We start from the raw sequence: 12,750 nt of genomic DNA, 5'->3' as shown, positions 1-12,750 counted from the left end.
ATTTGTCGTGCCGTTAGCCACAACACGCCGTACCGGGCTGGTGGACCAGGTCATCGGCCAGTTGCGCGACGCGATCGCCCAGGGCGAATGGCCGGTCGGACAACGGATCCCCACGGAGACGGCGCTGGCGGAGACACTAGGCGTCGGCCGCAACACCGTGCGCGAAGCCATTCGCGCGCTCTCCCACAGCGGCCTGCTCGAAGTCCGTCAGGGCGACGGCACCTACGTCCGCGCGACCAGCGAGGTCTCCGGCGCGGTCCGGCGCCTGTGCGGGTCCGAGCTGCGGGAGGTACTGCAGGTCCGGCGCAGCCTGGAGGTCGAGGGCGCGCGGCTCGCGGCCACGGCCCGCAGCGACGAGGACCTGGCCAGGCTCACCGAGCTGCTCGACGCGCGCGATCGGGCACAGAACGAGAACTCACACGAGGACTTCGTCCGCGCGGACACCGAGTTCCACTTCATGGTCGTCCATTGTGGACACAACCGGCTGCTGACCGAGCTGTACCGCGGGCTGACCGAGACGGTCACGGCCAGCGTGGCCGCGACCTCGTACGACCACCTGACCGAACGCGTCGCCATCGGCCACCGTGGACTGCTGACCGCGATCGCCGACCGCGACCCCGCGCGAGCGGCGGCCGAGGCCGGCGGCTTCCTCGATCAGCTGCTGCTCAGGGAAGAGTCAGGATCTCCGCGCCCGCAGGGGTGACCACGAGGGTGTGCTCGAACTGGGCGGTCCAGCTCTTGTCCTTCGTGGTGACGGTCCAGTCGTCGTCCCAGACGTCGTAGTCGATCGAGCCGAGGGTGATCATCGGCTCGATGGTGAACGTCATGCCCTCCTCGATGACCGTGGTCACCGACGGGTCCTCGTAGTGCAGCACGGTCGGCGCGCTGTGGAACGACGGGCCGACGCCGTGGCCGGTGAAGTCGCGCACCACGCCGTAGCCGAACCGCTTCGCGTAGGCCTCGATGACGCGGCCGATCACGTTGAGCTGACGCCCGGGGCGCACGGCCTTGATCGCCCGCATGGTCGCCTCGTGGGTGCGCTCGACGAGCAGCCGCACCTCCTCCGACGCGTCCCCCGCGATGAAGGTCGCGTTGGTGTCGCCGTGCACGCCGCCGATGAACGCGGTCACGTCGATGTTGCAGATGTCGCCGTCCTCGATCACCGTCGAGTCGGGGATGCCGTGGCAGATCACCTCGTTCAGCGAGGTGCAGCAGGACTTCGGGAAGTTCCGGTAGCCCAGCGTCGACGGGTAGGCCTTGTGGTCGAGCAGGAACTCGTGCACCACCTTGTCGACGTCGTCGGTGGTGTTGCCGGGCTTGACGGCCTTGCCGCCCTCCTCCAGCGCCTGCGCCGCGATCCTGCTCGCCACGCGCATGGCCTCGATGACCTCGGGGGTCCGCACGCCGTTTCCGTTGTCCCGCTTCGGCGCCGGCTTGTCCACGTATTCGGGACGGGGAATGCTGACGGGGACGGGTCGACGCGGCGTCTGGACGCCGGGCTTCAATGGGGCACGCAAGGACATACGTCCAGCCTACGACTCAGAACAGGACCGTGGCGTAGCGGCCGACCTGCTGGAAGCCGATGCGCCGGTAGGCGGCCAGCGCGGGGCTGTTGAACGAGTTGACGTACAGGCTCGCCGTGCGGCCCATCCCGTTGACCAGCCTGCTCACCACCGCCGCGGTGCCGGCCGTGCCGAGGCCGTGGCCGCGCCTGTCCGGGTGCACCCACACGCCCTGGATCTGCCCGACGCTGCGGGACAGCGCGCCGATCTCGGCCTTGAAGACGACGTCGCGCCCTTCGAACCTGGCGAAGGCCCTGCCGCCCGCGATCAGCTCCGCGACGCGGGCGCGGTAGCTCGCGCCGCCGTCCCCGGTACGCGGGTCGGCGCCCACCTCTTCGATGAACATCGCGATCGCCGCGGGCAGGTAGCGGTCCAGCTCGTCGGGGCGCACGGGCCGCACCAGTGGGTCCGGGGCCACCGCCGGGCGGCCCTCCATGGCCATCAGCGGCTGGTCCCCGCGGACCTCGCGCGCCGGGCCCCACTCCGGGGCGAGCTCGTCCCACAGGCCCAGCACCTGCTCGGCGGGACCGACCAGCGACGAGCAGATGCGCTGCTTGCGCAGGGCGCGGTCGGCGAACGAGCGCAGCGCGGAGGCGTTGCCACGCAGCGGGATCAGGTTCGGGCCGGAGAAGCACAGCCCGGGCAGCCGGCTGGAGCGGCTGCCCCGGTAGTCGGCGGCCCACAGCTCGCCGCCGAGCCGCCACGGGTCCAGGCCGGCGACCTCGACCCGGGCGCTGACCATGCAGCTGGCCACCGGATCGGCCGCGAGGACGGCACGAACCGCGGGATAGTCCCGATCACCGAGCAGCCGTGCACCGGCAAGCCGCAACACGTCGTCCAGATTGCCAGATGACCCCGGTTACGGGAAACCGAGGGCGGTCACGACGCGCCGCGATAAGTGCCGAAAGTCCACAGGTTGCCCTCCGGGTCGCTCGCGGTGAAGGTGTGCGAGCCGTATTCGGTGTCGTGGAGGGCGTCCGGGATGTCGAACCCGGCGGCGGCCACGCGGGCGTGCACGGCGTCGACGTCGTCGGTCACGACGTACACGGCGCCGACCCCGGCCTTCATCTCGGCATGCGTGCCTTCGGTGTGCTTCGCGCTGCCCAGCATCACGGCACCGCCTTCGGGCCAGCGCAGCTCGGCGTGCACGACATCGCCCCGGTCGTCGGGCACGACCAGCGCCTCGCGGAACCCGAAGACGCCGGTGAGGAAACGGACGGCGGCCGGCTCGTCGTCGTAGCGCAGGGCCGGCCAGACAGTGGGTTGAGTCATACCGCCGAGTTTGCGTCCGCGGTGCTGCCGTCGTCTTGGAGGAATGGGAGCTCCTCGGCGATCCAGACGCTCGGCGGGCAGCCGGCGAGGGCGTGCCAGTCGTTGGTCAGGTGCGCCTGGTCGTAGTAGCCGCAGTCGACGGCGAGCCCTGCCAGATCGAGGCGGCCCTGCCGGACCAGCGCGTTGGCGCGTTCGAACCGCAGGATCCGGGCGGCTTGCTTCGGCGCGAGCCCGAGCTCCCGGCCGAACCGTTCGGTGAAGTGACGGCGGCTCCAGCCGACCTCTTCGGCGAGCGTGCCGATACGGATACGGCCTCCCGATCGCCGCATCCGTTGCCACGCCCAGTCGACCTCCGGTGCCGGCGCGCGCTCGGCGGCACCCGCGCTCAGCACCTCGTCGAGGATCTCGAACCGGCGGGTCCAGCCACCGGCCGCGGCGAGCCGGCCGGGCAGACCGGCGAGCCGGGGCGAGAGGTCGGCGAGATCGACGACGTGCTCGCTCAGCTCGGCCGACGAGACGCCGAACAGCGCCGGCACCCCGAGCGGGTCCAGCTCGACGTGGATGCCGGACTGGAACCGGTCCTGCCGGATGAGCACGGGACGCACGTGCATGCCGCCGACCGCCGCGATGAGATCCGCCGGCGCCTCCCCGGGCCGCGGCATCCCGACGAGCCGGATCGGCTCGGCCAGGCTGATGATCAACGTCACGTGCCGCGACGGCAGCCCCCGGTGCACACCGAGGGTCACGTCGTGCTGGGCGTAGCCGAGGTAGCGCGAGACCAGGCCACGCAGCCGCGGATGCGGTTGCCACACGGCCCACTCCACGCCGGGCATCGGACTCACCCTCGGCCGGGCACTGCCGCGTCAGCCGACGCTGACCACCGGCGAGCCTTCGCCCGCCGTCTCGCCCGACTCCTCCGCGATCCGCATCGCCTCTTCGATCAGGGTCTCCACGATCTGGTGCTCGGGCACGGTCTTGATGACCTCGCCCTTGACGAAGATCTGCCCCTTGCCGTTGCCGCTAGCGACCCCGAGGTCGGCCTCCCGCGCTTCGCCCGGGCCATTCACCACGCAACCCATTACGGCGACCCGCAGCGGGATCTCCATCCCCTCCAGACCCGCGGTGACCTCGTCGGCCAGCTTGTACACGTCGACCTGCGCGCGGCCGCACGACGGGCACGACACGATCTCCAGCTTCCGCGGCCGCAGGTTCAGCGACTGCAGGATCTGCGTGCCGACCTTGACCTCCTCGACCGGCGGCGCGGACAGCGACACCCGGATGGTGTCCCCGATGCCCTGGCGCAGCAGCGCGCCGAACGCGACGGCCGACTTGATCGTGCCCTGGAACGCCGGGCCCGCCTCGGTCACGCCCAGGTGCAGCGGGTAGTCGCACTGCTCGGCGAGCAGCTCGTACGCGCGCACCATCACGACCGGGTCGTTGTGCTTGACCGAGATCTTGATGTCGTGGAAGTCGTGCTCGGCGAACAGCGACGCCTCCCACAGCGCGGACTCGGCCAGCGCCTCCGGGGTCGCCTTGCCGTACTTCTTCAGCAGGCGCGGGTCGAGGGAACCGGCGTTGACGCCGATCCGGATCGGCGTGCCGTGGTCCTTCGCGGCCTGCGCGATCTCCTTGACCTTGTCGTCGAACTTCTTGATGTTGCCAGGGTTCACCCGGACCGCGGCGCACCCCGCCTCGATCGCGGCGAACACGTACTTCGGCTGGAAGTGGATGTCGGCGATCACCGGGATCTGCGACTTCTGCGCGATCGCCGGCAGCGCCTCGGCGTCGTCGGCCGACGGGCAGGCGACCCGCACGATGTCGCAGCCGGCCGCGGTCAGCTCCGCGATCTGCTGCAGCGTCGCGTTGACGTCCGCGGTCAGGGTGGTGGTCATCGACTGGACGGAGATCGGGTGCTCGCTGCCGACCCCCACCGAACCCACCATCAACTGCCTGGTGGGACGACGGTCCGCGAGTACGGGGGGCGGGAGGGCAGGCATGCCAAGCGCGACGCTCATCGAATCCTCTACGGCTACGAAGGAATGCGTACGCGCCCAGCCTACCTACTGCAGCCGGATGGGGTTGACGATGTCAGCCGTCACGGTGAGCAGTGTTACGGCGCCACCGACGAACACCAGGACCATCGTGACCGCCGAGAGCTTGGTGTAGTCCACCGGCCCGCCCGCGGCCTTGCCGCGCAGCCCGCGCAGCCAGTCGCGAACCCGTTCGTACCAGGTCACCGCGATGTGCCCGCCGTCCAGGGGCAGCAGCGGCAGCAGGTTGAACACGCCCACGAAGAAGTTCAGGCTGGCCAGCAGGATCAGGAACAGCGACCACAGGCCCGCCTCGACGGCCTCGCCGCCGATCCGGCTCGCCCCCACCACGCTGACGGGGGTGTTCGGGTCGCGCTCGCCGCCGAAGATCGAGTGCACCACGGCCGGGATGCGCTCGGGGAACTCCAGCAACCGGTCCCAGGTCTGGGCGAACATGTCCGCGGTGAACGCGCCCGCGCCGCCGAACGCGGCGACCGGGCTGAAGTGCAACATCGTCGGGAAGCCGACGCCGATCGTGCCGAGCTTGACCACCTGCGGCGGCGCCTGCGGGTTCGACGCGTCGGCGACCGGGCGATCCACCTGGGCGACATCCACGGTCAGGGGCACGAGCTGACCGTCCCGTCGCACCTCGAGCCGGGTCGGGCCGGTGAGCGCCTGGACCTTGGCGATGACGTCCGGGTAGGTGGGGGTGGACACCCCGTTCACGGACACGATCTCGTCACCGGGCCGCAGGCCCGCGTCCTTCGCGGGAGCGGGGTCGCCCGGCTTGCAGTCGGGGTTGAGGACCTGCTCGTTGGTCGTCGCGTTCTGCACGCACGGCGAGACCGTGTCGACCTGCGCTTTCCCGATCAACGCGTTCGGCAGGCCCATCGACACGGCCATCAGGTAGAGCACGATGAACCCGAGGATGAAGTGCGTCACCGAGCCCGCGGCCAGCACGACGGTGCGCTTCCAGGTCTTGAACCGCCACATCGCGCGCGGCGCCTCGTCCGGGGTCACCTCGTCGAGCGCGGTCATGCCGGCGATGTCGCAGAAGCCGCCGAGCGGGATCCACTTCAGGCCGTACTCGGTCTCGCCGCGGCGGAAGGAGAAGATCTTGGGACCGAAGCCGATGAAGTACCGCCGGACCTTCATTCCGAAGGCCTTCGCGGTGACCATGTGGCCCGCCTCGTGCAGCGCGACGGACACACAGATGCCCAGCGCGAACAGCACGACTCCGAAAATGTAGGCGAGCAAGCCCCTACTCCCTCTCGGTTGAGTTCAGCTCAGCGGCACGCGTGCGCGCCCACTGCTCCGCGGCGAATACGTCCTCCAGGTCACGCGGCTCGCGCTGCCACTCGTCGGCCGCCCGCACCACCCGTTCAACAGTGTCCACGATGGACGTGAAGCGGGCGTTCTGCGTGAGAAAGGCGTCCACCATGACCTCGTTCGCCGCGTTGAAGACCGCCGGGAGGCAACCGCCCACGGTACCCGCGTGCCGGGCCAGCTCGACGGCCGGGAAAGCGGCGTTGTCCAGCGGTTCGAAGGTCCAGGAGGTGGCTTCGTCCCACCGGCACGGGCGGGCTGCGTCTGCCACCCGGTCCGGCCAGTTGAGCGCCAGCGCGATGGGCAGGCGCATGTCGGGCGGACTGGCCTGCGCCAGCGTCGAGCCGTCGGTGAACGTCACCATCGAGTGCACGATCGACTGCGGGTGCACGACCACGTCGATCCGGCCGCAGGGCACGTCGAACAGCAGCTTGGCCTCGATCAGCTCCAGGCCCTTGTTGATCAGGGTGGCGGAGTTGATGGTGATCAGCCGGCCCATCGACCAGGTGGGGTGTTTGAGCGCGTCCTCGACCGACACGTGCTCGAGCTCGTCGCGGGTGCGGCCGCGGAAGGGACCGCCCGAGGCGGTGAGGACCAGCCTGTCGACCTCCTCGGCCCGCCCGCCGCGCAGGGCCTGGGCCATCGCCGAGTGCTCGGAGTCGACCGGGACCAGCTGCCCCGGCTTCGCCGCCTTCAGCACCAGCGGACCGCCCGCGATGAGCGACTCCTTGTTCGCGAGCGCGAGCGTCGCACCGGTCTCGAGAGCGCGCAGGGTGGGCTCGAGACCCTGGGAGCCCGGCAGGCCGTTGAGGACGGTGTCCACCCGCACCGCGGCGATCAGCTCGAGCACCGCGTCGCCACCCGCGAAGATGCGGGGCAGCTTGAACTCGCCGCGGGCGTAGCCGCGCTTCTGGGCCTCGGCGTACAGCGCGAGCTGCAGGTCCTCGGCCGCGGTCGCCTTCGTGATGGCGACCGCGTCGACCTGGTGGGCCAGCGCCTGCGCCGCCAGCGTCGCGGGGTCGGAGCCCCCGGCGGCGATCCCGGCGACACGGAAAAGCTGCGGGTTGCGGGCGGCGACGTCCAGTGCCTGGGTCCCGATCGAGCCGGTCGAGCCGAGCACGAGGACGGTGCGGGTCGTGTTCATCACGTCCATTGTCCCGAACCGCCCGGCGCGTCGTGACGGCGCATGTGGGATCATCACTGGTGCAGGTGAAAGCAGGCTCTCGAGGAGTGATCGTGGCAACCAAGGCGGTCGTCAAGCGGCAGCAGTCCGAGGTCGGCAAGGTCGACCCGCGCGACGAGCCGTCCGCCGAGTGGGGCTGGCACGGGGGGTTCCCCAAGGCGTCGCGGATCGCGGGCTGGTTCAGCGTGGTCGTGTTGCTCGTGATGATCTACAACAACCACGAGAACAACACCGAGAACGTCTGGCTGGTCGGCACCGCCATCGGCATCGCCATCGCCCTGCTCGTGGACATGAGGAAGCAGCGCACCGCCTGGCGGCGCTAGCGCGGCCCGGGGGCGTCGCCGCGCACGAGGTGCGCGGTGCCCGGGCGCAGTGACGGCCCCGGTCGGCTTCAGCCTTCGGCCGCGAGCTGGCCGCAGGCCGCCGCGATCTCCTGGCCGCGGGTGTCGCGCACCGTGCAGGCCACGCCCCCGGCGTTGACGCGCCGGACGAACTCCCGCTCCACAGGCTTGGGCGAGGCGTCCCACTTCGAACCCGGCGTCGGGTTCAGCGGGATCACGTTCACGTGCACCAGCTGGCTCAGGTGCTTGCGCAGCCGCTTGGCCAGCAGGTCGGCCCGCCACGGCTGGTCGTTCACGTCCTTGATCAGCGCATATTCGATCGACACGCGCCGGCCGCTCGTGTCGGCGTAGTAGCGCGCCGCCTCGAGCACCTCGTCCACCGACCACCTGTTGTTCACCGGCACCAGCGTGTCGCGCAGCTCGTCGTCCGGCGTGTGCAACGACACCGCCAGCCGCACCTGCATCTTCTCGTCGGCCAGCTTCCGGATCGCCGGCGCCAGCCCCACCGTGGACACCGTCACCGAACGCTGCGAAATCCCCAGCCCGCCCGGCGCCGGGTCGGTGATCCGCCGGACCGCCGCGACGACCCGCTTGTAGTTCGCCAGCGGCTCGCCCATGCCCATGAACACGATGTTCGACAGCCGCCCGGGACCGCCCGCCATCAGGCCGTCGCGCATGACCGCGGCCGCCGAGCGCACCTGGTCGACGATCTCGGCGGTGGACAGGTTGCGGTCCAGCCCGCCCTGACCCGTCGCGCAGAACGGGCACGCCATCCCGCAGCCTGCCTGGCTGGAGATGCACAGCGTCGCGCGGTCCGGATAGCGCATCAGCACGCTCTCCAGCAGCGTCCCGTCGTGCGCGCGCCACAGCGTCTTGCGCGTCGAGCCGTCGTCGCACTCCAGCGCCCGCACCTCGGTCAGCAGCGGCGGCATCAGCTCGCCGACGAGCCGCTCGCGCGAGGCGGCCGGGATGTCGGTCATCGCCTCGGCGTCCACGGTCAGCCGCGAGAAGTAGTGGTTCGACAGCTGCTTGGCGCGGAACGGCTTCTCACCGAGCTCCGCCACGGCTTCGGCTCGTTCGGCCACGGTGAGGTCGGCGAGGTGCCGCGGCGGCAGGCCGCGCTTCGGTGCTTCGAAGACCAGGGGAAGGGCAGTCATAACCGTTCCAGTGTGCCACGACCTGCGTGCTTGCGTTCCGACTGTTTACGATATATCGTGAGTATGTCGGAACATTACGGAAGGAGACCGACATGAGACACCGTCCACCTTTTCCCCCTGGTCCTGAGGCTCGAGGCGCGTTCGGCCCGTGGGCCCGCGGCGGGTTCGGCGAGTTCCCCCCTGGCTGGGGTCCCGGCGGCCCGATGCGCGGACGCGGTCCGGGTCGCGGGCATCACCGTGGCCCCCGGCGTGGCCGGCGTGGCGACGTTCGCGCGGCGATCCTGACCCTGCTGGCCGAGCAGCCGCGCCACGGCTACGAGATCATCAGCGAGATCGCCGAGCGCAGCGGCGGGTTCTGGCGCCCGAGCCCGGGCTCCGTGTACCCCACGCTGCAGCTGCTCGCCGACGAAGGCCTGGTCGTCAGCCGCGACGAAGGCGGCAAGAAGCTGTTCGAGCTCACCGACGAGGGCCGCGCCGCCGCAGAGCGACAGGAAGGCACCCCGCCGTGGGAGCAGATCGCACACGACGTCGACCCGACCGAGATCGACCTCCGCAAGGCAGGCGCGACACTGGCCGCGGCGGCGATCCAGGTATCGCAGGCCGGCACACCCGAGCAGAAGAAGCGCGCCGTGACCGTCCTCAACGAGGCGCGGCGCTCGCTCTACGGAATCCTCGGCGAGATCGACGCCGAGGAAGACGACGAGTGACCGGGCAACACGAGGCCGGTGGGCTTCTCGCGTACATGCACGCGATACCCCACCGGCACCGTGTAACCACCCTCGCCGCCCGCGTTCGCGCGTAGGACATCCTCGATCGCGCGGGCGGCGACCTCGGGACTGAACTCGATCTTCAGCACCGACTCCAGTTCGGCACGGCCGGCGAAATGCCAGCGCGTGGCGACACGGCGGTAGCGAAAACCGCTGCGGGCGAAGAAAGTTTCCACGGCCACCGGGTCGTAGTGCGGCAGGTCCGCGCGCATCCACCGGCCGTAGGGCTCCGCGGTGACGTCCAGATCGACGATCGCGAGTACGCCACCAGGGCGGAGAATCCGGTCGACTTCCCGCAGTCCCGGCTCACAGCCCGGCCCGAAGAAATACGCGGTCCGGGCGTGCACCACGTCGACGCTCGAGTCCGGAACCGGTACCCGTTGCGCGGATCCCGCGAGCACATTGACGTTTCCGAATCCGGAAACTCTGCGTCGCGCTTTGTGCACCAACGGTTCATGCGGCTCGACGCCGAGCACCGTTTTCGCGCTTTCCGCGAACTTCGGGAGATGAAACCCGTCCCCGCACCCGAGATCGAGCACGTCCCGGCCCGACCAGGGCGTTTCCTCGCCCAGCACGCGCCAGATCTCGCCGTCCACGTCCTGCGCGCGGTTCTCGACCTCGTAAACCTCGGGGTAGTACCAGATATTCGGACTGGGGACCACGCCCCCGTCGCGGGATAGCGCTTTCAGCCCGCGACGGACGGCATTCCACATAACCGCAGCATACGGGACCTGACAACGAAAAAATCATGCTGCGGCCGTAGACTCAAGGCCTCCCCGGGACAGGAGGCACCATGGCACTCGGTCCGATGACTACCCAGTCGATACTCCCCTCGGGTATACCGTGCTGGGTCGAGCTCGCCACCCTCGACGAGGGCGCCGCGCAGCAGTTCTACAACGGACTCTTCGGCTGGAACTACTACCTCAACCGCGATCCCGCGACCCCCACCGGCCGCTATCTCGTCGCGTCGCTCGGCACCAGGGACGTCGCGGGAATCTACCGCGCCGGCGACCAGCAGCCGAGCCTGTGGACCATCAACATCTCCGTGCACAGCGTCGCGAACGCGGCCGAGTGGACCGAACATCTGGGCGGAGCGGTGACGCTGGGGCCGGTCGCCATCCCCAACCGCGGAAGCATCCTGCACGTCGTCGACCCGGCCGGTGCGCCCGCGGTCTTCTGGCAGCCCTCCCCCACCTGGGACTTCGTGGGCGGGGCGCCCAACACCTTCGCCACGGCGGACCTCAACACCCATGACGGCGAGGCGGCCGACGGGTTCTTCTGCCGCCTGTTCAACTACACGTCCCGCCAGATCGGCGACCACCGCGGCGTCGACTACGTCGAATGGATCCTCGACCAGCAGCCGGTGCTGTACCGCTACACGATGGGTCCCGAATATCCGCCGGAGACCATGCCGCACTGGATGGTGTACTTCGAGGTCGACCCGGCCCGTGGCACCGACGCGACGGCAGGGCACGCGATCATGCTGGGCGGACGCGTCGTCGCCGAGCCGTACGACACCCAGTGGGGGCGGATCGCGATCATCGCCGACCCGTGTGGCGCGGTGTTCTCCGTGATCGACCGCAGCGTGGTCGCCGACGACATCGGGCGCGCCGAGGTGGACGACCCGTACGACGACTGAGCGTCAGCCGCCGATGAAGGCCGACAACAGCACCCACGACACGACGGCCGAGGGCAGCAGGGAGTCCAGCCGGTCCATCAGACCGCCGTGGCCGGGCAGCATCGTGCCCATGTCCTTGATCCCCAGGTCCCGCTTGATGAGCGACTCGACCAGGTCGCCGAGCGTCGCGGTGAGCACGATCGCGGCGCCGAACAGCACGCCCTGCCAGACGTGCCCGTCGAGCAGGTAGTGCACCGACAGCGCGCCGCCGACGATGCCCGCGACCAGCGAACCGGTGAAGCCCTCCCAGGTCTTCTTCGGGCTGATCGACGGCGCCATCGGATGCTTGCCCTTGAGGACGCCCGCCGCGTAGCCACCGGTGTCCGACGCGACCACGCCGATCATGAACGTCAGCACCCGGCCGACACCGTCGTGCGGTGGCACGAGCATCGCCGCGAACGACGCGAACAGCGGCAGGTACGCCGCGGCGAACACCGACGCGGAGGTGTCCCGGAGATAGCCCTCGGCGCCGCCGGGCAGGCGCCAGAGCAGGGACGCCAGCACGGTGAGCGCGAACGCGACCATGGTGCCCTTGAGCCCGAACGGCCAGGTCAGCCAGACCATCGCCTGGCCGCCGACCAGCAGCGGGACCAGGGCCGGCCTGATCCCCGCCGCCCGGCGCAGCGCCTGCGCGAACTCGATCGTGCCGACCGCGACCGCGACCGCGATGATCCCGATGAAGATGTAGCGCACCGTGAGCAGCGAGACGAGGATCGCCGCCCCCAGCACGAGCCCGACCGCGATCGCGGCCGGCAGGTCACGGCCGGCCCGCGACGGTTTCTTGGCCGGCTGGGCTGGTCCGCCCGGCTCCGGAGAAGACATCGGGGCCTTCTCGCGTTCTTCGCTCACCTGGGCCATCAGACCTCGAGCAGCTCGGCTTCCTTGTGTTTGACGAGGTCGTCGACCTGGGCGACGTAGCTGTCCGTGAGGTTCTGCAGCTCCTTCTCCGCCCGGGCGACCTCGTCCTCGCCGGCCTCGCCGTCCTTGGCGATCCGGTCGAGCTCCTCCTTGGCCTTACGGCGCACGCCGCGGATGTGGACCTTGGCGTCCTCGCCCTTGCCCTTGGCCATCTTGACCATCTCGCGGCGCCGCTCCTCGGTCAGCTGCGGGATGACGATGCGGATGATCTGGCCGTCGTTGCTGGGGTTCACGCCCAGGTCGGAGTCGCGGATCGCCTTCTCGATGGCGTTCAGCTGCGACGGGTCGTAGGGCTTGACGATCGCCATCCGCGCCTCGGGGATGTTGACACCGGCGACCTGGTTCAGCGGCATCGTGGAGCCGTAGGCCTCCACGACCACCCGGGAGAACATCGAGGGGTTGGCCCGACCGGTCCGCACCGACGACAGATCCTCCTTCGCGAAGGACACCGCTTTTTCCATCTTCTCCTCGGCGTCGAGGAGGGTCTCGTCGATCACGGCTACTCCCGTTTGTGTG

General features: G+C 70.0%; 15 protein-coding genes. 4 read left to right on the top strand and 11 right to left on the bottom strand.

From position 1 onward, the window contains the following. The first annotated feature begins 7 nt into the window (after window positions 1–7). Window positions 8–703: a FadR/GntR family transcriptional regulator gene (locus LWP59_RS08355; RefSeq protein WP_144638532.1), complete on the top strand. Its 696-nt coding sequence runs from the start codon at window positions 8–10 to the stop codon at window positions 701–703. On the opposite strand, the gene map is transcribed toward LWP59_RS08355, so the two are convergent. The 7 genes from map to dxr are packed head-to-tail and all read right to left on the bottom strand — an operon-like array spanning window position 666 to window position 7,334. Next, window positions 666–1,523, bottom strand: a complete 858-nt coding sequence (gene map / locus LWP59_RS08350; protein ID WP_144638534.1) for a type I methionyl aminopeptidase — start codon at window positions 1,521–1,523, stop codon at window positions 666–668. The two genes, LWP59_RS08355 and map, sit on opposite strands and share 38 nt — an antisense overlap. 16 nt (window positions 1,524–1,539) lie before the next feature. Next, a complete protein-coding gene (locus tag LWP59_RS08345; RefSeq protein ID WP_144638536.1) occupies window positions 1,540–2,394 on the bottom strand; it encodes a GNAT family N-acetyltransferase in 855 nt (284 codons plus the stop codon). A 47-nt stretch (window positions 2,395–2,441) separates the two neighbouring features. Further along, complete coding sequence (locus LWP59_RS08340) at window positions 2,442–2,834, bottom strand: VOC family protein (RefSeq protein ID WP_144638538.1); 393 nt, start codon at window positions 2,832–2,834, stop codon at window positions 2,442–2,444. Further along, the gene (locus tag LWP59_RS08335; RefSeq protein ID WP_144638540.1) at window positions 2,831–3,667 is read right to left on the bottom strand and encodes a helix-turn-helix domain-containing protein; all 837 of its coding nucleotides are present in this window, start codon (window positions 3,665–3,667) and stop codon (window positions 2,831–2,833) included. Before LWP59_RS08335 ends, LWP59_RS08340 begins: the two co-directional genes overlap by 4 nt. Window positions 3,668–3,697: 30 nt before the next feature. Next, window positions 3,698–4,849 (bottom strand): flavodoxin-dependent (E)-4-hydroxy-3-methylbut-2-enyl-diphosphate synthase, encoded by a 1,152-nt coding sequence (gene ispG / locus LWP59_RS08330; RefSeq protein ID WP_144638542.1) that lies wholly within the window; start codon window positions 4,847–4,849, stop codon window positions 3,698–3,700. Between the two features lie 45 nt (window positions 4,850–4,894). Next, window positions 4,895–6,121, bottom strand: coding sequence for a M50 family metallopeptidase (locus LWP59_RS08325; RefSeq protein ID WP_144638544.1), 1,227 nt, complete (start codon window positions 6,119–6,121; stop codon window positions 4,895–4,897). A 4-nt stretch (window positions 6,122–6,125) separates the two neighbouring features. After that, window positions 6,126–7,334 (bottom strand): 1-deoxy-D-xylulose-5-phosphate reductoisomerase, encoded by a 1,209-nt coding sequence (gene dxr, locus LWP59_RS08320; RefSeq protein WP_144638546.1) that lies wholly within the window; start codon window positions 7,332–7,334, stop codon window positions 6,126–6,128. A 92-nt stretch (window positions 7,335–7,426) separates the two neighbouring features. Between dxr and LWP59_RS08315 the strand changes: the two genes are divergently transcribed. Next, the gene (locus LWP59_RS08315) at window positions 7,427–7,696 is read left to right on the top strand and encodes a DUF2631 domain-containing protein (RefSeq protein WP_186383239.1); all 270 of its coding nucleotides are present in this window, start codon (window positions 7,427–7,429) and stop codon (window positions 7,694–7,696) included. Between the two features lie 68 nt (window positions 7,697–7,764). Here LWP59_RS08315 and rlmN read toward each other — a convergent pair whose 3' ends face one another. Further along, window positions 7,765–8,871 (bottom strand): 23S rRNA (adenine(2503)-C(2))-methyltransferase RlmN, encoded by a 1,107-nt coding sequence (rlmN, locus tag LWP59_RS08310; RefSeq protein WP_144638551.1) that lies wholly within the window; start codon window positions 8,869–8,871, stop codon window positions 7,765–7,767. 92 nt (window positions 8,872–8,963) lie between these two features. Here rlmN and LWP59_RS08305 point away from each other — a divergent pair, with 92 nt between their 5' ends. After that, a complete protein-coding gene (locus tag LWP59_RS08305; protein WP_144638553.1) occupies window positions 8,964–9,578 on the top strand; it encodes a PadR family transcriptional regulator in 615 nt (204 codons plus the stop codon). On the opposite strand, the gene LWP59_RS08300 is transcribed toward LWP59_RS08305, so the two are convergent. Further along, window positions 9,533–10,351 (bottom strand): class I SAM-dependent methyltransferase, encoded by an 819-nt coding sequence (locus LWP59_RS08300; protein WP_144638555.1) that lies wholly within the window; start codon window positions 10,349–10,351, stop codon window positions 9,533–9,535. The genes LWP59_RS08305 and LWP59_RS08300 overlap by 46 nt on opposite strands. Window positions 10,352–10,431: 80 nt before the next feature. Between LWP59_RS08300 and LWP59_RS08295 the strand changes: the two genes are divergently transcribed. Further along, complete coding sequence (locus LWP59_RS08295; RefSeq protein WP_144638557.1) at window positions 10,432–11,277, top strand: VOC family protein; 846 nt, start codon at window positions 10,432–10,434, stop codon at window positions 11,275–11,277. 3 nt (window positions 11,278–11,280) lie between these two features. On the opposite strand, the gene LWP59_RS08290 is transcribed toward LWP59_RS08295, so the two are convergent. Continuing rightward, complete coding sequence (locus LWP59_RS08290) at window positions 11,281–12,174, bottom strand: phosphatidate cytidylyltransferase (RefSeq protein WP_144638559.1); 894 nt, start codon at window positions 12,172–12,174, stop codon at window positions 11,281–11,283. Further along, window positions 12,174–12,731 (bottom strand): ribosome recycling factor, encoded by a 558-nt coding sequence (frr, locus tag LWP59_RS08285; protein WP_144638561.1) that lies wholly within the window; start codon window positions 12,729–12,731, stop codon window positions 12,174–12,176. The genes LWP59_RS08290 and frr overlap by 1 nt, the downstream gene beginning before the upstream one ends. Window positions 12,732–12,750 lie beyond the last annotated feature (19 nt).

The sequence above is a fragment of the Amycolatopsis acidiphila genome (assembly GCF_021391495.1).
GTDB classification, from domain to species: Bacteria; Actinomycetota; Actinomycetes; order Mycobacteriales; family Pseudonocardiaceae; genus Amycolatopsis_E; species Amycolatopsis_E acidiphila.
Note: the sequence above shows the minus strand (reverse complement) of the source record. Positions and strands in the feature narration are given on the sequence as shown.

What these genes read in the sequence shown, in the direction of transcription:
- map (WP_144638534.1), bottom strand. Translation starts at nt 1,523, where the DNA reads ATGTCCTTGCGTGCCCCATTGAAGCCCGGCGTCCAGACGCCGCGTCGA.
- LWP59_RS08335 (WP_144638540.1), bottom strand. Translation starts at nt 3,667, where the DNA reads ATGCCCGGCGTGGAGTGGGCCGTGTGGCAACCGCATCCGCGGCTGCGT.
- dxr (WP_144638546.1), bottom strand. Translation starts at nt 7,334, where the DNA reads ATGAACACGACCCGCACCGTCCTCGTGCTCGGCTCGACCGGCTCGATC.
- LWP59_RS08290 (WP_144638559.1), bottom strand. Translation starts at nt 12,174, where the DNA reads ATGGCCCAGGTGAGCGAAGAACGCGAGAAGGCCCCGATGTCTTCTCCG.
- rlmN (WP_144638551.1), bottom strand. Translation starts at nt 8,871, where the DNA reads ATGACTGCCCTTCCCCTGGTCTTCGAAGCACCGAAGCGCGGCCTGCCG.
- LWP59_RS08305 (WP_144638553.1), top strand. Translation starts at nt 8,964, where the DNA reads ATGAGACACCGTCCACCTTTTCCCCCTGGTCCTGAGGCTCGAGGCGCG.
- ispG (WP_144638542.1), bottom strand. Translation starts at nt 4,849, where the DNA reads ATGAGCGTCGCGCTTGGCATGCCTGCCCTCCCGCCCCCCGTACTCGCG.
- LWP59_RS08340 (WP_144638538.1), bottom strand. Translation starts at nt 2,834, where the DNA reads ATGACTCAACCCACTGTCTGGCCGGCCCTGCGCTACGACGACGAGCCG.
- LWP59_RS08300 (WP_144638555.1), bottom strand. Translation starts at nt 10,351, where the DNA reads ATGTGGAATGCCGTCCGTCGCGGGCTGAAAGCGCTATCCCGCGACGGG.
- LWP59_RS08295 (WP_144638557.1), top strand. Translation starts at nt 10,432, where the DNA reads ATGGCACTCGGTCCGATGACTACCCAGTCGATACTCCCCTCGGGTATA.